This window comes from Mesorhizobium sp. WSM4849 (assembly GCF_055811385.1).
In genome coordinates this window covers 177,491-198,852 of the sequence record NZ_JBVVPW010000005.1, presented here as the reverse complement: position 1 = coordinate 198,852, position 21,362 = coordinate 177,491, and the positions used below count along the sequence as shown (strand labels likewise).

Below are 21,362 nucleotides of genomic sequence, written 5' to 3'. Positions count from 1 at the left end.
CAAGCTAGCGGGCATTCGCCTCATCCCGGTCGAGCTTGAAATCGGCGGGAAGGCGGCCGCGGAAGGCGCGAAGCCGCTTCAGCAATTCCTCGCGCGCAGGTTTGCGCGCGACGCCGAATTGTCGGGCATCGGTGACATGGATCTCAATCTCGTCGCCTTCCCTGAGTTCGAGGGCCTCGACCACAACTGCAGGAAGACGGATAGCTAGGCTAAGACTAGCGGAGCGGCGGACATTCCGGCCGCGTCTCAGGCGGCCAACTGTAATGCAGCATCGTAACATCGCGCCAGTAACCGTGGCTATATCGCAAAGCAAATTGCATCCGGGTGAGTTGGACGCACCGATCTCGATGCGCTTATCTGCCTCTGGGCATCTTGGAGAGGCGGATGCCCAGCGCCCGATTCGGGGATGGTGGCCGCAGCTACGGCTTGATTGGCACCGGTTGATCCGATCTTTCGTGTAGAGCCTGCTGCCAGGCGCGATCGATCTGGCGCGCGGCTTCTTTACCGCCTAGCTGACCCGTCGCCAGGCGGGTTGCTACATCATTCACGACTTCGCCGGCTTCCGGTCCGAGCGCCTGATCATAGTAAAGCTGGTGATAGCTGCTGCGGAGCAGCGTGTCGGCTACCTCGCTGACGAATGGATCGGAGATGCCCAGGTCGGCTCCTGAGACGGAGGGGACCGAGTCGGCAAGCTCTGCGATCCTCGTTTGGACGGCGGGCGAGGCGAGCACGCGGAGCAGTTCCACTGCCATGTCGGGCGCCTTGCTGTTAATGACGTAGCCGTCAGCGCCGCCGTAGGTGGCCGCTCCATCGACCCCATGGGCAGTGCCCGGCAACTCCAGACGCATAAGCTCATTCTTCATTCTGTCAAAGCCACCCGGCCAGTTCCAGCGCATCGTGTTGAGACGCCAGTTGCCTGTGACTATCATCGCGGCTTTGCCCTTGGAGAAGAGCATTCCCGCGTCCCCCTCGCCAACCGAGAGGAAATCCGGCTGGAACGGATCGAGGTCGGCCAGCTGTCGCAGCCGGTCTCCGGCGACGACGAAAGGTTGCGCTATGAAGCCATCCGAGCCACCAGCATAGGCCTCGGCGAAAGCGTCGCGCCCGCCGATCTGCTCCGCCAGCATTCCGTAGAGGAACTGGAACTGCCAGCGGTCGCGGCCGCCGATGGCGATCGGAATGATTCCAGCGGATCGCAGCTGGCGCACGGCCCGGAGGAATCCGTCCCATGTCGCGAGTTGTTCCCTTTTGACACCGGCTTTGTCTAGAAGGGCCTTGTTTGTCCATAGCGATACAAGTTCCACGGACGACGGCACGCCGTAAATGCGACCGTCTTGAGTGAAAGATTGCAAGACCCCGGGACGGAACTCCATCGCCCAGCCGTCAGACATCTCTTTAGTTAGGTCTCGTGCGAACCCGGCGACCCTCAGCGCCTCCAGATGGCCGCCGCCCCAGGTGTGCATGATGTCGGGAGGCGTCGGCGAGCCGAGCATGGATAGCAGCCTCTCTTTGTACTCATAGTCGGGTTGGTGCGTGATCTCGATGCGGTAGCCCGGATGCGCGGCTTCGAAATCCTGGGCAAGGTTGTTCCAGAAGGCGTGGACCTGGTCGTTGCGGCTCATCGCGGCGACGCGCAGAGTGATCGGGCGGGCACCGGGCCCGCGCGATGCCACGGCGGCCACCAGATGTACGGCCGCCCGCGCGCTGGCATGTGCCATGCCCGACAGCGCGTTCCGGGCGTATTGGTTCGTCAGCCCTTGAAGCGTTGCCCGGTTCAGATAGCCGCTATCGGCCAGACCAGCCGACTTCTGGAAGGCGGCTATAGCCCCGCGTGTCCTAGGGCCGAAATTGGCGTCGATGGCCCCGCTATAGTTTCCGGAGGCTGCCAGAAGCATCTGCACGCCTGAGAGCGCATCGCGCGAGAGCCCGAGTGCGGCCTCTCCTTCAAGCGGATCGTCGGTCTCAAGGGCGGCCACCTGCTGCCCCTGAGACGCCGCCGGTCCGAGCGCTTCGGGCCGGACCACTTTTGCTTCCGCCCCCCCGGCGACGGGCGCCGTTTTGGCAGCGGGCTGCTGCGGTTGCGCAGGTGCATCCTGCGGGCGCAGTGCTTTAGTTGCGTCAGTGCTGGCTCCGGGCACCATTGCTTCCGAAGGCACCGGTGTGACGGCAGTAACAGACGTCTCCCCCACTATCAGAATGCCGGTTTTGTTCGTCAGCGAAGCGACTTTGAACCGATCAACCTCAACGCGCTCAAGCCTAGCAGAAGCGAGGAGCGCGAATGGTCCTTCCGGGTAGGTCGCGAGAAACTTGCGGAAGTCTTCCGGATCGCGGCTTTGCCGGATCGACAGCCACACAAGAGCCTGGGTGGCGAAAGCGTTGTCTGGATTCTGCTGGTTCTCCGCGGACTCCCCGAGCACGAGATGCGCCGCCTGGTCGTTGCCAGTGAATCGCTTGTAGAATTCACTGGCGGCCATCTTTTCCTCTGGATTGTCTAGAGCCCGCATCGTCTCGAGAAGTGCGACCTGAAGCTTCTCGCCGGATTCGAGTTTGGCGATTGCAGCGGGACCCGAAGGATGCATGTACACTTCGCGCAGCAGGGCTTCCTCGACCCAGGGAACCTGTGCGCCACGTGTTAATTCGACCACCGTGCTGCGAACGCGGCGCAGCATTGTGGCGAGTTCGAGGCCCGGCCGGTCGATCCACTGCAGCAGCGCGGTCGTGTAGGGGCTGTTGCCGGCCCCGCCGTCATAGGCAACCGCTCCGGGCGCGGCGGCGAAGCCGATGATCGCACCGCCGGAGTTAGGGTGTTTCACGAGCATGGCCGAGGAAGCTGAACCACTAGCGAGACCGGCGGGGGCCTTGACCGCCTTGGTGAAAGGATTATCTCGGCATGCATCGAGGATGAGGACGGTTACCTGTGGGTGGGCCTTCAACAGGCTCTCGTAAATCTCGCCGGCGCGAACCGCCGAGGGCGACAGGTCGTCGCGAGAGCGGATTTTTGCGTCAACGGGGATGAGGTAGTTTTCACCGTCTACCTGGATCGCATGGCCCGCATAGAAGATCACTGCGATCTCGGCGGAACTCGCAGCTTCGGTAAACGCCTGCAAGGATGCGCGCATACCACGCAGATCGGAGTCGATCGCCATGGTAACTTTGAAATCCAGTTCGCGAAGCTTTTCGGCGATCGCCGCGGAATCCTTGGGCGGATTTTCCAGCGTTCCGGCACTTTGGTACTTGCCGTTACCGATCACGAGCGCGATCCGTTGGGCAAGCGCGGAATCGGTGAAGGCAACCGATATCGCGGCGGCGAGGATCAGAGCGAATGTGGCGGCGAGTGTGTTCTGAAACGCCAGAAACCGGAAGAGAAGGCTTGGGCGCATTCTACTGAACCCTCAGCGGTTTGATCGTGCGTCTTCCTTACCGCACCGCCGACGGACGGTAAAGAAAAAGGGGCCATCACGGCGGCTTTGAATCACATCGTTTCCGTGTAATATTACAAATTGAGGGAATAGGCGCCCCGACGCAGTCATTGGTTTGAAATTCTGGAGCATTTCATGCCTGGCGACGAAAAGCTTTCTGCACTGACACGATCGCTGATCACGGGCGTGTCGCTCGGCGGCATCGCACTCACCCAGGTCGGCTGCGTTCCGGAATGGCGGGTCATGGCGAAAACCCAGGCCGAACGGGACGTCAATGAGGCGGAAGGCGCGATGTGCGCCACGGCCCTGCAGTCCAGGTCGCCGCGTGACATTAATGCGTTCCTCAACAGCTATCCGTCTAGCCGTTGCATTGCCCCGCTCCTCGGCGCAATGCCAGCATCCGTGCTGGCGGCCTTGTCACCCTCTGCAATCGCTCGGCTGGACTCGTCGGTCCTGAGCGCGCTTCCCGCCCGCGTGCGCGTTAGCTTGCCTGGGCCCAGAACGCGCCTTGCAACCAGGAGCAGCGTACCTAAACAAGCGGGAGGCGGGCGGTACTGAGTTCCCAGCCGCCTATGACGAATGCGCACTGACAAGGGAGTGATTCACTCAGCCGAGTCTGTGGTTTGTTCGGTCACGCCGTCTTTCCATAAGCTTGGTCTGAAAATGGGATTGGCTGAACGGCTGGCGGCGCGTTCCATCGCCCTAAGGGTCGCGCCTGTAGCAGATGTCGCCGCGAATGGTGGCTCAGCGGTTCTTACGTGCGGCCGCGACGATCCGGAGCACGGCGACATGCTTGCGGCGGCGGCCGCCGCGCACTTACCGACAATCTCGGTCAGCAGCAGTTGGATCAGCGGACGCCATCGCCTTTCAGAATACCTCCCGAGCGGGCGACAGGGTGAGGACTGTCGCTTGTGGCGGTTGGTTTCTGCCTTTGGCTCGACGCTGGGCGTCGACGCGGTTGGTGCTCTTGTAGCCAACCTGCCATTGACTGGCAATCCAGTGGAAACTGCTACCCTGAGGACCTTCGGAAACGTTGTGGTTAACGAATTACCACTTAGCTGGCTTCCTGCGGAAACCAGCCCGTTGCCGGTACCGTCCGACGAGATGGAAGGAGCGGCCAAGCAGCTGCCCGTGGCGCTCATTTCGGGTCCATCAATCGCTGCCTTTGCCGCGCTCGCCGCGGGAGTGGAGTTGATTGTAGTGGGAGAAAATTGCTTCGCCGGCCTTAGCCTGACCCATGACGTCTCGAAGCCTTCTGATCTGCCGGGCGCGTTCGCCTCCGTGTCTGGATCGCCCAGGAACCGTCGCGACGCCGCCCGTCGAGCCCTCGCGCTGGAAGCGTTGCTGAACGCGCTGCCCAACCATGCCGACGCGTTGGCCGCCGCCTTGGACGAAGCTGTGACGGCGCTAGGGCGCGCGCCGCGCCGGTCTGTAAGCATCGTCATCAATAATTACAATTACGGCTCCTATTTAGGCCATGCGATTGCGACTTCGCTGAACCAGACGGTATCCGCGAGGGAAGTGATCGTCGTCGACGACGGTTCGACCGATTGCTCGCGCGAGATGATTACCGCCACGCCGGGAATTGTTTCGGTCTTCAAGGCCAATGGCGGCCAAGCCTCCGCCCTAAACGAGGGATTCAAGCACGCGACCGGAGACATTGTACTTTTTCTGGACGCCGATGACCTGCTGCTTCCAAATTTGGTTGAGCAGATCGGCAAGGCATCGCTGCGAGGTGTGTCCAGATTGCAGTTCGGGCTGGAGACTGTGGACCAGTCTGGCCGGCCGATCGGGCTCTATGCGCCCGACGGACGTGATTCCGAAGGTTGGCTGTGCGGCGTGCTCGCAGCGCGCGGCATCTTTCCTTTCATGCCGACCAGCGGCAACGCCTTTCCGCGGCAAATCCTGGAGGCCGTGCTTCCGATTCCGGAGCAGGACTGGCGCCTTTGCGCCGACCTGTATCTGGTGATCGCATGCGCGACGCTGGGCGAGACAGCCGATCTCGACGAGGTGCTGGGGCAGTATCGCGTGCATGACCGAAACGGCTACTTTCGGGTCCTCGGCGCCGAGCCTTACCTGCTCCCGAAGCTTCAGGTGCAGCGTGCGCGGGCTTGGAGAGGCATCCTGCCGAAGTTGACGCAATTCATGCCGCCCCCGCTTGCGGAGCGATGTCGCCTCGGGCTCAGGCGGCTGCTGTTGCAGGTCACGCTCGAAAGCCCGCATCGCTCGGTGACACGGATCTTGAAGGACGTGGCTGGAGGGGTTGGCGACGCATTGACATCCCGTACTTTGACCTTTGGCGATAAGCTACGGCACGCGATCGAGTCATCGCGCTTGGTAATCGGCGGCCAAGCTGCGGGCGCTCATTCCATCGCCGCATTGAAACCCGAGTTGATAGATCTTGTCTATGCGGCCGGGCCCGCGAAATGGCCGCGTCTCAGCCCCGGAGAGCGTGTCACGTTCGCCACGTCGCCGAATGCACGCCGGATCGTCGGCGGTGGGTGGTCGCTCGGCGAAATTTCCGGCTTAAGGCCGGAAGCGCCCGAAGCCTTTCTCGCTTTTCGTTTGCCGGAGATCGCGGCGAACTGGCGGGCAAGGTTCGAATTCGAAATTTCCGGCGATGCGCCGGTCCGGGGCATCGAAGTGCGCCTCAACGGCGTTGCCATCGATGATTTCAACCTTCATAGAACCGGCTCGATGGAATTCACCCTGCCGCAGGAACTACTCCTGCGCTGGACGCCGATCGGTTCGGGTCCGGGAGCATACGCGGCATGCCTGAGCATGCGGGTACCTCCCGCGCAAGCCGAACGGGTTTGCTTCCGGCTGTTAGAGATTTCCCTCCTACCTGCAGCGCCGCCGGTTGCGCCGCGCGTTCCCGTATCGCACGAGGTATTATTCTCACGCAAACGATCGCACGCCAGTTGGCCGCCTGAATTCTCGCGGGCCGACGGAATGCTGGTCAATGGATGGGACTGGCCGGACAGGCATGGCGTAGCGATGGCGGGTGCGCACGCAACTCTGGCATTGTCCGTGCACGAGCGTGCGCCTTACTCGCTCTGCCTTTGCCTGGCGGACGACGTCGGCTCTCCGCTCGTCGACGTGCTGCAGGTTGTCGTCAACGGCGTGATGATGGAAATCCACGAGGCCCCAGACGGGAGATCCTTTTCCGTGATGGTCTCCCAAGACATCGCCGGAATATCGGGCCGGCTCAAGGTGGAGCTTTGGCTCGGAGCCGATCCGGGAACCGGCCGATGGCCCTTTCTGCGACTCGCTTCGCTTCGAGTGGATGCGCTCACTTACGGTCATGGCGGCACCGTCCTTAGCCCAAACATCCGCCATGACGCTGGACCCTTTGCGGAGGGCCCCGGGCGAGACGCGCGGGGATTAATCCCCGACGGAAAGGTAGCGTTGTTGGCGCCGGGCAACTTCCGGCTGGGCATTCCGGTGCCCGCAGGCTTTGGACCGGCGAGGCTGGCACTTTATTTGACGATGAGGGCGGCGCACACGGAGCCGGTCATGGCCAAATTGTCTATTGGCGGACGAACCTGCCTTTACTGGTTGGGGGCCGACAATCTGCTAACGGTCGACCTTCCGGAAGGGGAGGCGTGTCCGGTGCTGGAAGGCAGATTGGAAGGCGATTGGCCGTTCACGCTCGGTTCCGTTCAGCTTTTCAGGCCTGCCTCACCTGCGATCCAGCCAGATGAGGGGACTTCCGAAGCTGCGGCATCCTTCTTCGATGCTGGGACCTTGTCGCGTTTTACCGTCGCGCCCTCGGACTGGTATCCGGTGCTTGATTCGGCGCTCTGGTTTGCGGTGCACCGCACTTCCCTCAAGTTGCCGCCATTGCCTCAAGACTCGCAGTTCTTGGATGTAGCCGTGCTAACCCAGCTTCGACCGAGGCAGCATCTTCGGTTGATGTGTGGGGATGCCTACGCCGAAACCAAGATAGGCGGCCTCGAAACGCTCCGCCTGCCGATCGTGCCCTCTGACGCGAAACGCGGCCCGCTGCTGACGATCGAAGTGGATGCCGTCGTGGCCGCCATTGCCGTTGGCGCCAGCAGCCCCGGCATGCTCGGCGGCGCGATATGCGCCGTCGAGGTCGTCCGACACGCTGGACGATCGCGCGTAGCAGCCAGGTATGGACGGTCATCGGGCGACAAGGCACGGCGCAAACTAGTGGATCAGGAAAAATGAGGGATCAGAGGCGAAGCGACGGCGGACCACCGAGTTTGAAAGCACCTGCGGATCTTACAGTAAGCGTGATCGTCACCTGCTACAACTATGGACATTTCACGCAGGACTGCCTCGAAAGCATCCTGGGCCAAACATGCCCCCCCTCCCAAGTGATCGTGGTAGACGACGGTTCCACGGATGCCACCGGCCGGGTTCTCGAGGGATACGGCAGTCGAATCGAACTGCTGAGGACCGACAATCGCGGGCAGGCAGCTGCCTTTAACGTCGGCTTCGCCCGATCGACTGGGAACATTGTGATCTTCGTCGACGCAGACGATCTGCTTCGTCCAGACGCGATCGATGTCATCCTCTACCATTGGAGCGACGATCTCGCCGTCCTCACATTCGGGCTGGAAACCGTCGACGGTGCTGGTCACAGCACAGGCGTGCATGCCGCATCGATCAGATCGAGTGCAGGTGATAACCGTCCGGAATTGCTCAGTACCGGCGCTTTTTCATCTCCGCCGACATCGGGCAACGCGTTCTCGCGGCGCTTGCTCGAGCGCGTTCTGCCTATGCCTGAACCGCGCTGGCGCACCAGTGCCGACTGTTATCTCATCCGCGCGGCAGCGCTCTTCGGGCGCGCCGACCACGTGCCGCAGGTTCTGGGTTCTTATCGCATTCATGGCGGCAACAACCATGCCCAGGCGCTAGACGCCATGCCGCACCTTGCGCGCGAGTTTGCCAACAGAACCGACACCTCCGACGCGCTGTTTGATCTTGCAGAAGTCGCGGAGCGTTTTACCGAGGATCCACATGAAGCGGAGGCGCTGCGATTCCTGCTTGGCCACCGTGCCCGGAAAATTCTCGAAGAAGCCGGTGCCACGAGCCGAAGGCCTTCGCGAACATACCCACCGAGTGAAGTATCTGCGGGCCAGGAAATACGGGTGGACCGTTCTGCGGTCGCTCGGCTGGAAAGATCGCGATGGCCGAAATTCCTACCTTTCGATCGCTGGACCGGCGTTCTCAGGGATAGGCGCGAACCCCTACGTCCTGTACCGGATCTGCTTGACGGCACGTCTTCGTCGCGACTCAGTAGTCTGGTTGAGTTCCGCATCGACCCAACGCCGGAAGCGCTGCTCCTCGCGCTCGAAATCGAACCTGCCGCTGGGGCGGACAATGGTCAGTCCTGTGCGGAGGTCAAGCTCGACGGGGAGCTTGTCTGGCACGGACAACTGAGCGATGCGATACACGTGCGCGTACCGATCGCCTACGACCCTTGGGCGTTGGACCGATGCATCACGGTCGAGGTCTCCACCAGGGTCGGAGCCCAGCGACCGGCCGATCGTCAACCGCCTCCGCCGAGGATTCTTGGCCTGGAAGTATCGACCAAGGGAGCCAACGCGCCCGCGCCTTGTTTGTGCACGGCGGGATTGCTTCCTTTCGCGGAAGCGCTTGCCGCTGGACTCGACATCAGCGAATGGGAAACGGACAACGACGGCGGGGCAACCATGCGCGCCGAAAGTGCCAGAATGCGATTTCAGGTGGCGTCGTCGGGAAAGTTCGCAGTTGTTCTTTCTTTCGGAGAACTTCCGCCGCGCGGCTGGCTGCAGTTGCGTCAGGACGGGCGTTCCTTGTTTTCAGGCTGGCTCGGGAGCACACGAAGCTTGGTCGTGCGACTGCCCACAAACCAGGTCGCGGTCTTATCTAATGATATCGAAATCGGATTCGAGCCGGCTACCGACGCGGTGGGCGCGCTGCTTCGCATCGCCGAAATCGGATTGCTGGACCTAAGCCTGTCGGTGATTGACGATCGGAGCATTCCGCCTATCCTTAATCTAGGCGAATGTATCTTCCTCGGAATTGAGGATTCCGGCCGTGCCTTTCTAGGCTCAGGTTGGCATGTCGAACCGGAACTGGGAGGTGCGCGCAACGTCCTAGCCGAAGCCCAGATGTCCTTTTGCACGCCAGAAATGGCAAGTGATCTTGTCCTTCGCGTCTGTATCGAACCGCTTTTCGATCCACTTCCCGGATTCCGCCACTTCTTCGCGGTCAGCGAGGACGGCAATATCCACACGGCCGTACAGCTCGATGGTGCCGGCGAGATCGAGATCGCGCTGCCCCGGCAATCCGGGCGCAAGCCTTCCAACCTCGTGTTTCACTCCGTGTATGTGCCCGAAACATCCAGTATGAGCGCGGCTACGACGGTCGCAGCCTTCGTCCTGACCAGTATGGAGCTTCGAGGTCGCGAGGCGATCGACGCACTGCCGTTTCTGCCGAAGGCGCAGGCGAGGCCGTCGCCGAGGTTCCGCTCTCTGATCGGGCAGGGCAAAGCGCTGCTTGTTTCAGATCGAGGTGCCGGCGGTATGGTAGAGCTGTCCGCGATTTGCCAGGAATTGGCCGAGTTCATCGAGACATGCGACGCGAAGGCGCTGGTCCTGCTCGCCTCGGAAAAAGGTAGTCTGGACGTCATCGTGGGCCTCGGCCATGCTGTCCAGAACGCAGAAGCGGTCGCCTTCGTGAGTGCAGTCTCTTGGACAGGCCGGCCACGTGACCGCCCCGAAGCGTCGGCATTGCGGGGATGGCTGCTGTCTTTCCTGTTTCGCCCCGTTTATCTGGCCCTTTCGCCTGACTTGGAAAGCCTGCCTGCGCCGCTTCTCTGGATACCGGACGGTGCGGCGGTCTATCTCGGTCGCGCGCCCGATATCCATTCCGCAAGCGCCCGTGAAACCTATCGTGCTTTTCTGTTGCGTTTGCTTTCAAGTATCGACCGCGTCTTGGGACGCGCGCCTCTTGAGAGCGCCATCTACGCTTTGGCCGCTCGTTGCTTACGAGAGTTGCGCAGTACGGTCGCCATCTTCGGCGCCGGCGAATTGCGCGATCTTGTTCGGCTGCGCAGCCGATGCATCGAGCGCCTGCTGGTCCGGCACGGCGCGCACCTCGCCATGCCGCGCCGTCGCCCCCCATCCAGCGGAAAGTTGCGGCTCGGTGTCCTGGTGCGCGATGTGTTGCCAAATCCCGAAGGTTGGGCACTGCTCGGCATGTACGCCGGTATCGACCGCAATCTCTTCGAACCGGTGCTCATCCGCATGGACAAGGGGGCTGGTGGTGTCTCCGTTGGCAAGCGCTTCGAGCGCGAACTTTGCCTAAGTGGACTTTCGGTAGGCGAATCCGTCGCAGCGATCCGAGCGCTGCAACTGGATCTCTTCGTAACCGGCTGCTACGTCGCCGATTACGAGAAGACGTCGGCTATTGTCGCGCACCGGCTGGCGGAGGTTCAGATCTGGCACGCCGCGGTGTGCCCGACGACTGGTGGATTTCGCAGCTTCGATTTCGCATTGTCGTGCCGCGCCACCGAACCTGGCGAGCCACAGAGGCATTACGTCGAACAGCTGGCCTGGATCGAGGGGCCGCTCCAAAGCGCCTATGCCTTCACCGAAGAGACCCCTCGAAGAACCGCAAAGCTCCGGCAGGACCTCGGTATCGCAAGAGACGCAGTGATGCTCGTGAGCGGCGCGATGGCGCACAAGGTCGAGGACAGGCTTCTGGAGACCTGGGCGGCGATCTTGCGCGATGCACCGGCGTCTATGCTCGTACTCTGTCCATTCGCGTCCAACTGGTCGATGGATTTCGCGCCTGCCCGTTTTCGCGATCGGCTCTTGCGCTGCTTGCAAGCTGCAGGTGTTTCGGAAGAGCGGGCGGTTGTTCTGTCGACTCAGACGCCGAAGCGAGTGAGAGAGATCATGGCAAACGCCGATCTCTATCTCGATAGTTTTCCCTACACTGGAGCGACGACCGTCTGCGAAGCGCTGTCGGCAGGTACGCCTGCGTTGACTCTTGCCGGCGACTCCCTTCGCGAGTTGACAGGAACATCCTGGATTCGAGCGTTCGGACTACCTGAAATGGTCGCACACACCCCTGACGATTACCGCTTCATTGCGGCGGGGCTGGCGAATGACCGCCAGAAGTTGAGAGCGCTTCGAGACCGGCTGGGCTTGGCCTTGGCGGCTGGCCCACCCGCCCACAACGATCCGCAGCGATTCGGCCCCGAATTTTCGGCTGCGCTCGAAAAGATCGCGATAGACGCCGGTTGGTGGACGGAGCGCGTCCGCAATGATGAAAGAAGGGCGACTCGGGAATAGCGTGCGTCATCCGATATTCCCGGGGCCGCCGGCCGCGCCGTTTCCGCCGGTTCGGGACGAGCCACTCAGTCAAGCCACTCAGTCACGATGGTGATGCTGGCGGGCGTTGCTTTGCGTTCCAGCCAGCGAACCCATCCTGTCTCCCACGGCGGCCATGGTCATCGTGCATTCATGGGAGACGGCGAGATATCGCCAACATCTTGTTCAACAAAGTCTTTCCGCAACTGGACACCTCGACCTACCGGCATTTCCGCGACTGGACGGTCTGATGTGCGTCGGTGGGTTACGGTTTCGGTCTTTAGGGCTGATGCTGGCGGCCGATTTCGGCATCACGGCGGCGTTTTCATAGAGGTGCGAAAGTACAGAAGCCGTCAGCATGATCGCGATTGTCAAATGCGCAGGCATTGGAGATCCATAGCAATAAATGATAAACAAGAGGGCGGTCCACGAACGCAGCCCCAACCGGTGAATGGGAACAGATGCCGCCCGCAGCTGTTAGATCGTCATGTCGAGGTCTACATTGACAGTCGAGTTGAACCGAAAGTTATCAAGGACGTTGATCTCGAATTGGCCAGATAGATTGATTGGTCCAAACAACAATGTAGGTTCAGTAGACAACGAGGTATCATGCAGGCTGACTTGGTCTATGACGTCGGAATGAACAATGGGGATGATACCGCATATTACCTCCACCGAGGTTTTCGTGTCGTAGCCATCGAAGCGGATCCAGATCTCTGCAAAGGCGCCGTGAGCCGCTTCGGGAAAGAATTGGAAAGCGGACGTCTGCAGATCGTCAACATTGGGATCGCGGCAAAACCCGGCGTCTCAGATTTCTGGATATGCGAAGCACACAGCGTTTGGAACTCTTTTGACCGCACTATTTCATCCCGCAACGGGTTGCCCCACCACAGGATCCAGGTCCCTTGCCAGACGTTCGGATGGGTCTTGGAGCAATGCGGTGTGCCATTCTACCTTAAGGTCGATATCGAAGGTAACGATTTGCTATGCATCGAAGCGTTACAAGATCGTGCCGATCTGCCGGCGTATGTCTCAGTTGAACTAGGTGACCTCGATCAGTTCGTCACGAAATTGAGCGCTCTCGGCTATACGGAGTTCAAGTGCATAAGTCAGTTCCAGTTCCTCCCCTTGCAACTTCCGCCCACCCCGGAGCAGCTGGCATTGGAAGCTGGGGATACGAGCACACTGCGGCGGACACGTGATTGGGTTTTCCCGGAAGGGGCATCAGGTCCATTCGGCGAGGATACGCTTGGACGATGGCTTGATCAGGATGAAGTCCGCCGGACACACGCCCATTACTCGAAGCTCCGCGACGAGCAGACCTCAACACCGTTCTGGTTTGGTGCGAGCTTTTCGTTCTGGCTGGACCTGCACGCTCGGCGTCGCATGCCGAGGGCGGCGGGCGTTTGAACTCCTTTTTTTGAACCTCCACAGTTTACCCTGGGGACCGTTTTCTGGAAGGATATCTTCAGAAGCCCCACCGCCAGAAAGGCAAAGACACTGCATGACCGAAGGGCGGCAGGCCATGTACAAACTTCACTTTATCCTTTTATGGAGCGGCTCGGCTTCATTCGTGTGGGGTACAGTCAGAAGGCCGGCACCACGACTCTGATCCCCAGGCGATCGAGGTCCGCCTCGAGCGTCTTTGCGTCGGTGAACAGCACCGACTGCCAGCCGGCGGCCTTGGCGCCGTCGACATTCTTCTGGCTGTCGTCGATGAACAGCGTGGCCGCGGGCTCGAGGCCGAACGCGGCGACGTGATGGTCGTAAATGCCGCGATCCGGCTTGATCATGCCGATCTCGCCCGAAATGGTCACACCGCGCGGGCGGTTGAGAAAGTCGAAACGCTGCCGGGCTTCGGCAAGCGTGTCGGCCGCAAAATTGGTCAGCATGGTGACGTCGTGGCCGCTCTCGATCAGCTTGCCCATGAGCTGGACGCTGTCGTCATAAGCGTGCGGCACCATCTCGTGCCAGAGGCGGCGGAAGTTGCGGATGTTTTCGGCGTGGTCCGGGTGTTCGGCGATCAGCAACGCCTCGGCCTCTTCCCAGCTGCGGCCGCGGTCCTGCTCGATGTTCCAGTCATGCGTGCAGACATTGTCGAAAAACCACTTTCTCTCCTCGGCATCCGGAATGATACGGCTGAACGGCAGGTTCGGATCGTAGTGGATCAGCACTCTGCCGATGTCGAAAACGATGTGGCGGATTTCGGTCATTCTTGTCCTCGTTCAACGCAATTCAATGCGGGGCGATGTAGGCTATTCAATGTGCACGCTGCTTCTTCGTCGCGCCCGGTATCGCTGCTTCGATTACCTTTTTCATGACGGTGGGCAGTGCTTCGCCGGAAATTTCATGCGCCGGCGACCAGAAATGCCCCGCTGGGGCGGCGACAGCGGTCATCGCTTTGAAGACGTCGAGTTCGAGCGCGAAATGGGTGAAGACATGGCCAATTTTCCCGGCTGGCCGCCAGTTGCCGGGGAAGGGCGCCGCCGCCGCTGTGGTGGCGCCGTCGATCCGCGCGGTCCAGCCGGTCGTCGGCACTTCGGTCATGCCGCCGAGCAGGCCCCTATCCCCACGTTTGCGCAACAGGATGGCGCCATCGCCACGTACGGCGACGAAGGCAGCCCCGCGGCGCAATGGTCTCTCGCCCTTCGGCTGGCGGACAGGGAAGCGTTCGGCATCGCCGGAAATAATGGCGCTGCAAACCTCGCGCAGCGGGCACAGCATGCAACGCGGTCGGCGTGGCGTGCAGATCGTCGCGCCGAGATCCATCATTGCCTGGGCGAAATCGCCAGGTCTGGTCGCTGGAACCATGCGCTCGACATAGGTGCGTATGTCCCCCTTGGCTTCGCTCAGCGGCGTGACGATCGAAAACAGCCGGGAAACGACCCGCTCGACGTTGCCGTCGACGACCGCGGCGGGCTGGTCGAAGGCGATCGCCGCGATCGCAGCCGCCGTGTAGGCGCCGATGCCGGGTAGTTCTCTCAAGCCAGCTTGCGTATCCGGAAACCTGCCACCTTGCCGTGCGACGAGATCGGCGCATGCCTTGAGATTGCGGGCGCGGGAATAATAGCCGAGCCCGGCCCAGGCCTTCATCACATCTTCGGTCGGTGAGGCAGCCAAAGCCTCGACATCAGGCCATTTCTCGACAAAGGCCCGGAAATAGGATTTTACCGCTTCGACCGTGGTCTGCTGCAGCATGACTTCGGAAAGCCAGACGCGGTAGGGATCGGGCCGTATGCCGCGTGCCAATTCGCGCGGCGCAATGCGCCACGGCAAGTCGCGGTGATGCGCGTCGTACCAGCCAAGCAGGCGGGACGCGATGTGGTCGCTGTCTCCAGACGCGGCTCTGCCGCTGTCTCCGGATGCAGCTTTGATGCTGTCCCCAGACGCGGCTTTGCCGCCAACTCCGGATGCGGTCTTGCGGGTCTGGTCGTGCAGTGCCATTGATCGAGGACTTGGCCTAACCGATGCGTGGTGAAGGTCGTGACTGGAGAACGCACATGGCAGGGAAAAGGCCCTTCGGCAATCCCGTTCCGGTGAGTGATCTCGCAACCCAGATTCTCGATCCGGTGTTGCGCAAGCGGGCCGGCATGTCGATCGGGCTCGTCCAGTCATGGGAGGAGATTGCCGGGCCGCGGCTTGCCAGCCGTTCGCGCCCTGAAAAGATCCAGTGGCCGCGCAGCATGCATGAAGATGATCCGTTCGAGCCGGCGGTGCTGGTCATCGCCTGCGAAGGCATGGCCGCCCTCCATCTGCAGCACGAGACCGGCGAGATCATCAACAGGGTCAATGCCTTCCTCGGCTTCAACGCTATCGGCCGGATCAGAATCGTGCAAAAGCCGGTGACGGCGGACAAAGGGCGGCCTAAACCAAGCTTTCGGCCGCTGACCGCGGCCGAGAAGGTGAAGTTGTCAGGCACTGTCGGAATGATCGAGGATGACGGGCTGCGCGCTTCGCTGGAGCGGCTCGGCGCCACCATTCTCGGTCAAAAGAAGGTATAATCTCGCGCTTTCGTGATCGCGTACACAAGATTTGGCGATTGGAATGGGGACGGCGATGCCTTAATTCGCGCCAACTCTCGCCTTTTCTAGCCTTTGCATTGCAAAATCCAACCATTGTCAGGTGATTCGTATGACCCGTCTTTTGTCCCGCAGAAACCTCCTGTCGTCACTGGCCGCCATTCCAGCGGTGGCTCTGCTCGCCGCCTGCAGCGACTCGGGTGAGAAAGCCGTGGCGGAGGATGTGAAACCTGCGGCCCCCGCCGATCCGATGAAGCCGGCCACTCCGGCCGCGGCCAAGGCGCCTCAGGCCCAGGGCTCGGTGGACATGGCGGCCTTGCTGAAACCCGGCGCACTGCCCGACGAGCAATTGGGCAAGGACGACGCGAAGGTCACCATCGTCGAATATGCCTCGATGACCTGCCCGCACTGCGCGCATTTCCACGAAACCACCCTCCCGGAGCTGAAGACGAAATATATCGATACCGGCAAGGCCCGCCTTATCCTGCGCGAATTTCCGTTCGACCCGAGCGCCGAGGCTGGTTTCATGCTGGCGCGCTGCTCCAAAGACAATTATTTCCCGATGGTGGACGTTCTGTTCAGGCAGCAGGCGAACTGGGCAGGTGTCGCCAATACCAAGGACGCCCTGCTGCAAATCTCCAAGATGGCCGGTTTTACACAGGAGTCCTTCGAGGCCTGCTTGACGGACCAGAAACTTCTGGACGATGTGAGATCGGTCCAAAAGCGCGGCGCCGATGAATTCAAGGTCGACTCGACGCCGACCTTCTTTATCAACGGAAAGACCTACAAGGGGGCGCTGTCGATTGAGGAAATCTCGGCCATTATCGACCCTCTGCTCTGACGTTTCGGCAGCGCCGAAGCGGCTGCGCTTCGGCGTGCGCGACTTTTTGTTGTGCCGCGGGTTCTGTTCGCAACACCGCGGAACACTTTTGCGGAACCCGCTTATGGGGCGGCGCGAATGAAGTTTTCGCGCCTCCGCCTGCTCGGTTTCAAGTCCTTCGTCGAACCCGGTGAGTTCGTCATCGAACGCGGCCTGACCGGCATCGTCGGGCCGAACGGCTGCGGCAAGTCTAACCTTGTCGAGGCGCTGCGTTGGGTGATGGGCGAAAGCTCGTACAAGAACATGCGCGCGTCCGGCATGGACGACGTCATCTTTTCCGGTTCTGGAACGCGTCCGGCCCGCAACACCGCTGAAGTCACGCTTTTCCTCGACAACAGCGACCGCAGCGCGCCCTCGGCCTTCAACGACGCGGACGAACTGCAGGTTTCGCGCCGCATCGAGCGCGAGGCGGGTTCGCTCTACCGCATCAACGGCAAGGAAGCCCGCGCCAAGGACGTACAGCTGCTTTTCGCAGACCAATCCACCGGCGCGCGCTCGCCCTCGATGGTTGGGCAGGGCCGCATCGGCGAGTTGATCCAGGCCAAGCCGCAGGCGCGCCGCGCCCTGCTGGAAGAGGCGGCCGGAATTTCGGGCCTGCACACACGCCGCCACGAGGCCGAACTGCGGCTGAAGGCGGCCGAACAAAATTTGGAACGGCTGGACGATGTCGTCGGCGAGCTGGAAAGCCAGATCGAAAGCCTGAAGCGCCAGGCCCGCCAGGCCTCCCGCTTCAAGAACCTGTCGGCCGATATCCGCAAGGCTGAAGCGACGCTGCTGCATCTGCGCTGGACGCTGGCCAAGACGCAGGAAGGCGAGGCGCGCTCGGCGCTGGCGATTGCCACGGCACTTGTCGGCGATCGCGCCGCCGCCCAGATGGCTGCCGCCAGGGAGCAAGGGATCGGCGCCCACCGGTTGCCGGAGCTGCGCGACGCGGAAGCCGCCGCCGCTGCCGCCTTCCAGCGCCTGTCGATCGCCAAGACGCAGATCGAGGAAGAAGCGGGCCGCATCCGCACGCGCCAACTGGAACTCGACCGCCGGCTCCAGCAGCTCGACGGTGACATCGTTCGCGAGGAGCGGATGGTCCGCGACAATGCAGATATTCTTGAACGCCTCGCCGCCGAAGAAGCCGCGCTCAACACCGAGAACGCCGGCGCCGCCGACCGCGAGGCCAGCACCCGCGCGGCGGTCGAACAGGCGGCGTCGACGCTTGCCGCCAGTGAAGCCAAACTCGCCGGGCTGACCGCCGAACGGGCGGAGGCCGCCGCCTCCCGCAACCAGATCGAACGAACGCTGCGCGACACCGCTGAGCGCCGCGACCGTTTCGCGCGCCAGCTCGCCGATGTCGACCGGGAGTTGTCCGACATCGCCTCCAGGGTCGCCGGCCTGCCCGATCCCGCCGAGAAGCAGCTTCTGGTCGAACAGGCGCTGGCGCTGCTCGAGGAGACCGAAGCCGCGGCGATCGCCGCCGAACAGGCTGTCGCCGAGGCGCGCACGGCGGAAAGTGCCGCCCGCCCGCCGGTTCAGGATGCAAAGGCCGAGCTGGCGCGGATCGAAACCGAGGCCCGCACGCTGGCCAAGATCCTGAATGCCGCGAGCGGCGACCTCTTCCCCTCCGTCCTGGAGCAGATCAGCGTCGAACGCGGCTATGAGACGGCGCTCGGCGCGGCTCTTGGCGAGGATCTCGATGTGCCGCTCGACCGCAGCGCGCCGGTGCATTGGGGCCAAAGCGAGGTTCAGCCCGGCGACGCCGCTTTGCCCGAAGCCATCAAGAGCCTTGCCAGTGTGGTCCGCGCGCCGGCGCAACTGGCCCGCCGCTTGGCGCAGGTCGGCATCATCGAGGCGGGCGACGGAAAGCGGCTGCAGGCGCTGCTTGCGCCCGGGCAGCGGCTGGTCAGCCGCGAAGGGGCGCTGTGGCGTTGGGACGGATTCACCGCCAGCGCCGACGCGCCGACCGCGGCAGCGCAGCGGCTGGCGCAGAAAAACCGGCTGGCCGAGCTCGATGCCGAGGCGGTCCACGCGACCCGCATCCTGCGTCAGGCCGAAGAAGCCCTTGCCCATGCCGAGCAGGCGCTTGCCCAGGCGAGCGAGGCCGAGCGCAACGCCCGTCAAACCGGGCGTGATGCCCAGCATGGGTTGGACGCCGCCCGCAACGTGCTGGCGGAGGCCGAGAAGGCCGGCGGCGAGCTGTCGAGCCGACGCGCCGCACTTGACGAAGCCCGCGCGCGCATCGTCGACAGCCATGAAGAGACGGCCGCGGCTTTCATCGAGGCGGAGATGCTGCTGCAAAGCGCTCCCGATCTCGGTGATCTGCAGTTGCAGCTCGAACAGTCGGCTGCCAACGTCGCTCGCGACCGCGCCACCCTTGCCGATGCCCGCGCCGTCCATGAAGGCTTGAGGCGGGAAGCCGAGGCGCGAACGCGCCGCCTCGACGCCATCGGCGCGGAACGCCGCAACTGGCTGGAGCGCGCCGAAAACGCCTCGACGCAGATCGCAGCGCTCAGCGAACGCAAGGCCGAGGCCGAGGCCGAACGCGAGAGGCTGGCCGACGCACCCGACGAGATCGACGCCAAGCGGCGCGCCTTGCTGTCGCAGCTTGCCGAGGCCGAAAGCCTGCGCCAGGCGGCGGGCGACCGGTTGCAGGAAGCGGAGAACAAGCAGTCCGAACTGGATAAGGCCGCGACATCAGCAATCCAGTCGCTGGCCGAGGCGCGCGAAACCCGCGTCCGCGCCGAAGAGCGGCTGACCGCTGCCGACGAAAGACGGCTGGAGGTCGAGGCGCGCATCCAGGAAACGCTGAACACCCCGCCGCATCTGATCATCCGCCACACCGGCCTGGAGGCCGACAGCCCGATGCCGGAGATGACTGAGATCGAGCGTCAGCTCGACCGGCTGAAGATCGAACGCGAGCGGCTTGGCGCCGTCAATCTGCGCGCCGAGGAAGAGCAGAAGGATCTGTCGGACCGGCTGGAGACCATCGTTTCCGAACGCGAGGACATCATCGAGGCGATCCGCAAGCTGCGGCAGGCGATCCAGAGCCTGAACCGCGAAGGCCGCGAACGGCTTCTGGCTGCCTTCGACGTGGTCAATGGCCATTTCCAGCGGCTGTTTTCGCATCTGTTCGGCGGCGGCACGGCGGAACTGCAACTGATCGAATCCGACGATCCGCTCGAGGCCGGTCTCGAAATCCTTGCGCGGCCGCCCGGCAAGAAACCGCAGACGATGACGCTGCTTTCCGGCGGCGAGCAGGCGTTGACGGCGATGTCGCTGATCTTCGCCGTGTTCCTGACCAATCCCGCGCCGATCTGCGTGCTTGACGAAGTCGACGCACCGCTCGACGATCACAATGTCGAGCGTTTCTGCAATCTGATGGACGAAATGGCCGCCACCACCGAGACGCGCTTCGTGATCATCACGCACAACCCGATCACCATGGCGCGCATGAACCGGCTGTTCGGGGTCACCATGGCCGAGCAGGGCGTGAGCCAGCTCGTGTCGGTCGACCTGCAGGCGGCCGAGGCCCTGCGCGAGGCGAGCTGAAGCTTCGACAGTATGGCTTGTTGGTAGCGCCTGTAGGGGCTTTCGGCTATAGACCGAATTGGACTAGGTCGGTGCCGTCCATCCGCATGTAGCGTTTAGATATTCCGCATGATCCTTTCCGAAATCGATCTCGATTTCACGGTCGTGTGCCAGCATATGCATGGAGAACCTTGTTGCCTGTACTTGTCACTGGAGCCGCCGGATTCATTGGCAGCCATGTTTGCCACCACCTCTTGAACAGGGGGGAAGCAGTCGTCGGTGTCGACAATATGAACGACTATTACGACCTGGCGCTTAAAAAGGGGCGTCTCGCCCGCCTTCAGCCCCACAAGGACTTTTCATTTCATCAGATCGAGATCGCCGAAGAGGGGGCGCTCGCTAACGCTTTGGCCGGCCAAGGCATAACCAGGATTGTCCATCTCGCCGCGCAGGCGGGTGTGCGCCATTCACTCGACAATCCGAGGCTCTATGTCCGTTCCAATGTCGTCGGCCATCTCGAGATGCTCGAATTCTGTCGCACGCAGCCCGCATTAGAGCATCTGGTCTATGCCTCGTCGAGTTCGGTCTATGGCGGCAACCGCAAGGTGCCGTTCAGCGAGACCGATCAGGTCGACCGGCCCGTCTCGCTCTACGCTGCCACCAAGAAGTCTGATGAATTGATGAGCCATACCTACGCCCATCTCTTCGGGGTACCGCAGACCGGCTTGCGATTTTTCACCGTCTACGGTCCCTGGGGCCGGCCCGACATGGCCTATTGGATATTCACCAAGGCGATGCTCGAAGGCAAGCCGATCCGGGTGTTCAACAATGGCGAGATGTGGCGGGATTTCACTTATGTCGACGATGTGGTGAGGGCAGTCGTTGCCGTGCTCGACAAGCCGCCATCGGCTGAAGTTCCGCCGAGCAGGCTCTACAATGTCGGCAACAACCGGCCGGTGCGGCTGGGCGATTTCATCGACAATCTGGAAAGACTGCTCGGTGTAAAGGCGATCCGCCACAGCGAGCCGATGCAGAGCAGCGACGTCGAGCGGACCTATGCCGACATGACTGCGCTGGAGCGCGATTTCGGCTTCAAGCCGAGTGTTTCAATTGAAGATGGGCTGAAGAGATTTATCGACTGGTACCGGTCCGAATGGGCTGCAGGACCAACGACAAGGTGACTGCGGCCTGAGTG

The 21,362-nt window shown here is 62.1% G+C and carries 12 protein-coding genes; 8 read left to right on the top strand and 4 right to left on the bottom strand.

Annotated elements, in window-relative coordinates; all coding sequences use genetic code 11:
* Positions 1-4: 4 nt before the first annotated feature.
* Entirely contained in the window at positions 5-280 is a 276-nt protein-coding gene (locus AC0L3L_RS07400) for an AbrB/MazE/SpoVT family DNA-binding domain-containing protein (protein WP_473637112.1), read from the bottom strand.
* A gap of 139 nt (positions 281-419) precedes the next feature.
* A complete protein-coding gene (locus tag AC0L3L_RS07395) occupies positions 420-3,380 on the bottom strand; it encodes an extracellular solute-binding protein (RefSeq protein WP_473637111.1) in 2,961 nt (986 codons plus the stop codon).
* Between the two features lie 174 nt (positions 3,381-3,554).
* On the opposite strand from AC0L3L_RS07395, the gene AC0L3L_RS07390 reads away from it, so the two are divergent.
* The 4 genes from AC0L3L_RS07390 (at position 3,555) to AC0L3L_RS07375 (ending at position 13,162) form a co-directional block, all read left to right on the top strand.
* The gene (locus AC0L3L_RS07390; RefSeq protein ID WP_473637110.1) at positions 3,555-3,977 is read left to right on the top strand and encodes a hypothetical protein; all 423 of its coding nucleotides are present in this window, start codon (positions 3,555-3,557) and stop codon (positions 3,975-3,977) included.
* A 21-nt stretch (positions 3,978-3,998) separates the two neighbouring features.
* Positions 3,999-7,613 carry a glycosyltransferase gene (locus tag AC0L3L_RS07385; protein WP_473637109.1) on the top strand — a complete coding sequence of 1,205 codons (3,615 nt, stop codon included), beginning with the start codon at positions 3,999-4,001 and terminating at the stop codon, positions 7,611-7,613.
* A 65-nt stretch (positions 7,614-7,678) separates the two neighbouring features.
* Positions 7,679-11,734, top strand: a complete 4,056-nt coding sequence (locus tag AC0L3L_RS07380; RefSeq protein ID WP_473637108.1) for a glycosyltransferase — start codon at positions 7,679-7,681, stop codon at positions 11,732-11,734.
* A gap of 627 nt (positions 11,735-12,361) precedes the next feature.
* Positions 12,362-13,162: an FkbM family methyltransferase gene (locus AC0L3L_RS07375; protein WP_473637107.1), complete on the top strand. Its 801-nt coding sequence runs from the start codon at positions 12,362-12,364 to the stop codon at positions 13,160-13,162.
* Positions 13,163-13,338: 176 nt separating this feature from the next.
* Here the strand turns inward: AC0L3L_RS07375 and AC0L3L_RS07370 are convergent, their stop codons facing one another.
* Together AC0L3L_RS07370 and mutY are read right to left on the bottom strand one after the other, a co-directional pair.
* Positions 13,339-13,965, bottom strand: coding sequence for an HAD family hydrolase (locus AC0L3L_RS07370; RefSeq protein ID WP_473637106.1), 627 nt, complete (start codon positions 13,963-13,965; stop codon positions 13,339-13,341).
* A 46-nt stretch (positions 13,966-14,011) separates the two neighbouring features.
* Positions 14,012-15,196, bottom strand: a complete 1,185-nt coding sequence (mutY, locus tag AC0L3L_RS07365; RefSeq protein WP_473637105.1) for an A/G-specific adenine glycosylase — start codon at positions 15,194-15,196, stop codon at positions 14,012-14,014.
* A gap of 56 nt (positions 15,197-15,252) precedes the next feature.
* Between mutY and AC0L3L_RS07360 the strand changes: the two genes are divergently transcribed.
* The 4 genes from AC0L3L_RS07360 to AC0L3L_RS07345 all read left to right on the top strand — a co-directional run bounded on the left by AC0L3L_RS07360 (position 15,253) and on the right by AC0L3L_RS07345 (position 21,348).
* A complete protein-coding gene (locus AC0L3L_RS07360) occupies positions 15,253-15,753 on the top strand; it encodes a DUF721 domain-containing protein (protein ID WP_473637104.1) in 501 nt (166 codons plus the stop codon).
* Between the two features lie 130 nt (positions 15,754-15,883).
* Positions 15,884-16,612 carry a DsbA family protein gene (locus AC0L3L_RS07355; RefSeq protein ID WP_473637103.1) on the top strand — a complete coding sequence of 243 codons (729 nt, stop codon included), beginning with the start codon at positions 15,884-15,886 and terminating at the stop codon, positions 16,610-16,612.
* Between the two features lie 117 nt (positions 16,613-16,729).
* Entirely contained in the window at positions 16,730-20,188 is a 3,459-nt protein-coding gene (smc, locus tag AC0L3L_RS07350) for a chromosome segregation protein SMC (protein ID WP_473637102.1), read from the top strand.
* 173 nt (positions 20,189-20,361) lie between these two features.
* Positions 20,362-21,348 (top strand): NAD-dependent epimerase/dehydratase family protein, encoded by a 987-nt coding sequence (locus AC0L3L_RS07345; protein ID WP_473637101.1) that lies wholly within the window; start codon positions 20,362-20,364, stop codon positions 21,346-21,348.
* Positions 21,349-21,362: the final 14 nt, after the last annotated feature.

Excerpts from the sequence above, each read along its gene's own strand:
- AC0L3L_RS07400 (WP_473637112.1), bottom strand. The coding sequence starts at position 280 with ATGTTACGATGCTGCATTACAGTTGGCCGCCTGAGACGCGGCCGGAAT.
- AC0L3L_RS07395 (WP_473637111.1), bottom strand. The coding sequence starts at position 3,380 with ATGCGCCCAAGCCTTCTCTTCCGGTTTCTGGCGTTTCAGAACACACTC.
- AC0L3L_RS07390 (WP_473637110.1), top strand. The coding sequence starts at position 3,555 with ATGCCTGGCGACGAAAAGCTTTCTGCACTGACACGATCGCTGATCACG.
- AC0L3L_RS07385 (WP_473637109.1), top strand. The coding sequence starts at position 3,999 with ATGCGCACTGACAAGGGAGTGATTCACTCAGCCGAGTCTGTGGTTTGT.
- AC0L3L_RS07375 (WP_473637107.1), top strand. The coding sequence starts at position 12,362 with ATGCAGGCTGACTTGGTCTATGACGTCGGAATGAACAATGGGGATGAT.
- AC0L3L_RS07370 (WP_473637106.1), bottom strand. The coding sequence starts at position 13,965 with ATGACCGAAATCCGCCACATCGTTTTCGACATCGGCAGAGTGCTGATC.
- mutY (WP_473637105.1), bottom strand. The coding sequence starts at position 15,196 with ATGGCACTGCACGACCAGACCCGCAAGACCGCATCCGGAGTTGGCGGC.
- AC0L3L_RS07360 (WP_473637104.1), top strand. The coding sequence starts at position 15,253 with ATGGCAGGGAAAAGGCCCTTCGGCAATCCCGTTCCGGTGAGTGATCTC.
- AC0L3L_RS07355 (WP_473637103.1), top strand. The coding sequence starts at position 15,884 with ATGACCCGTCTTTTGTCCCGCAGAAACCTCCTGTCGTCACTGGCCGCC.
- smc (WP_473637102.1), top strand. The coding sequence starts at position 16,730 with ATGAAGTTTTCGCGCCTCCGCCTGCTCGGTTTCAAGTCCTTCGTCGAA.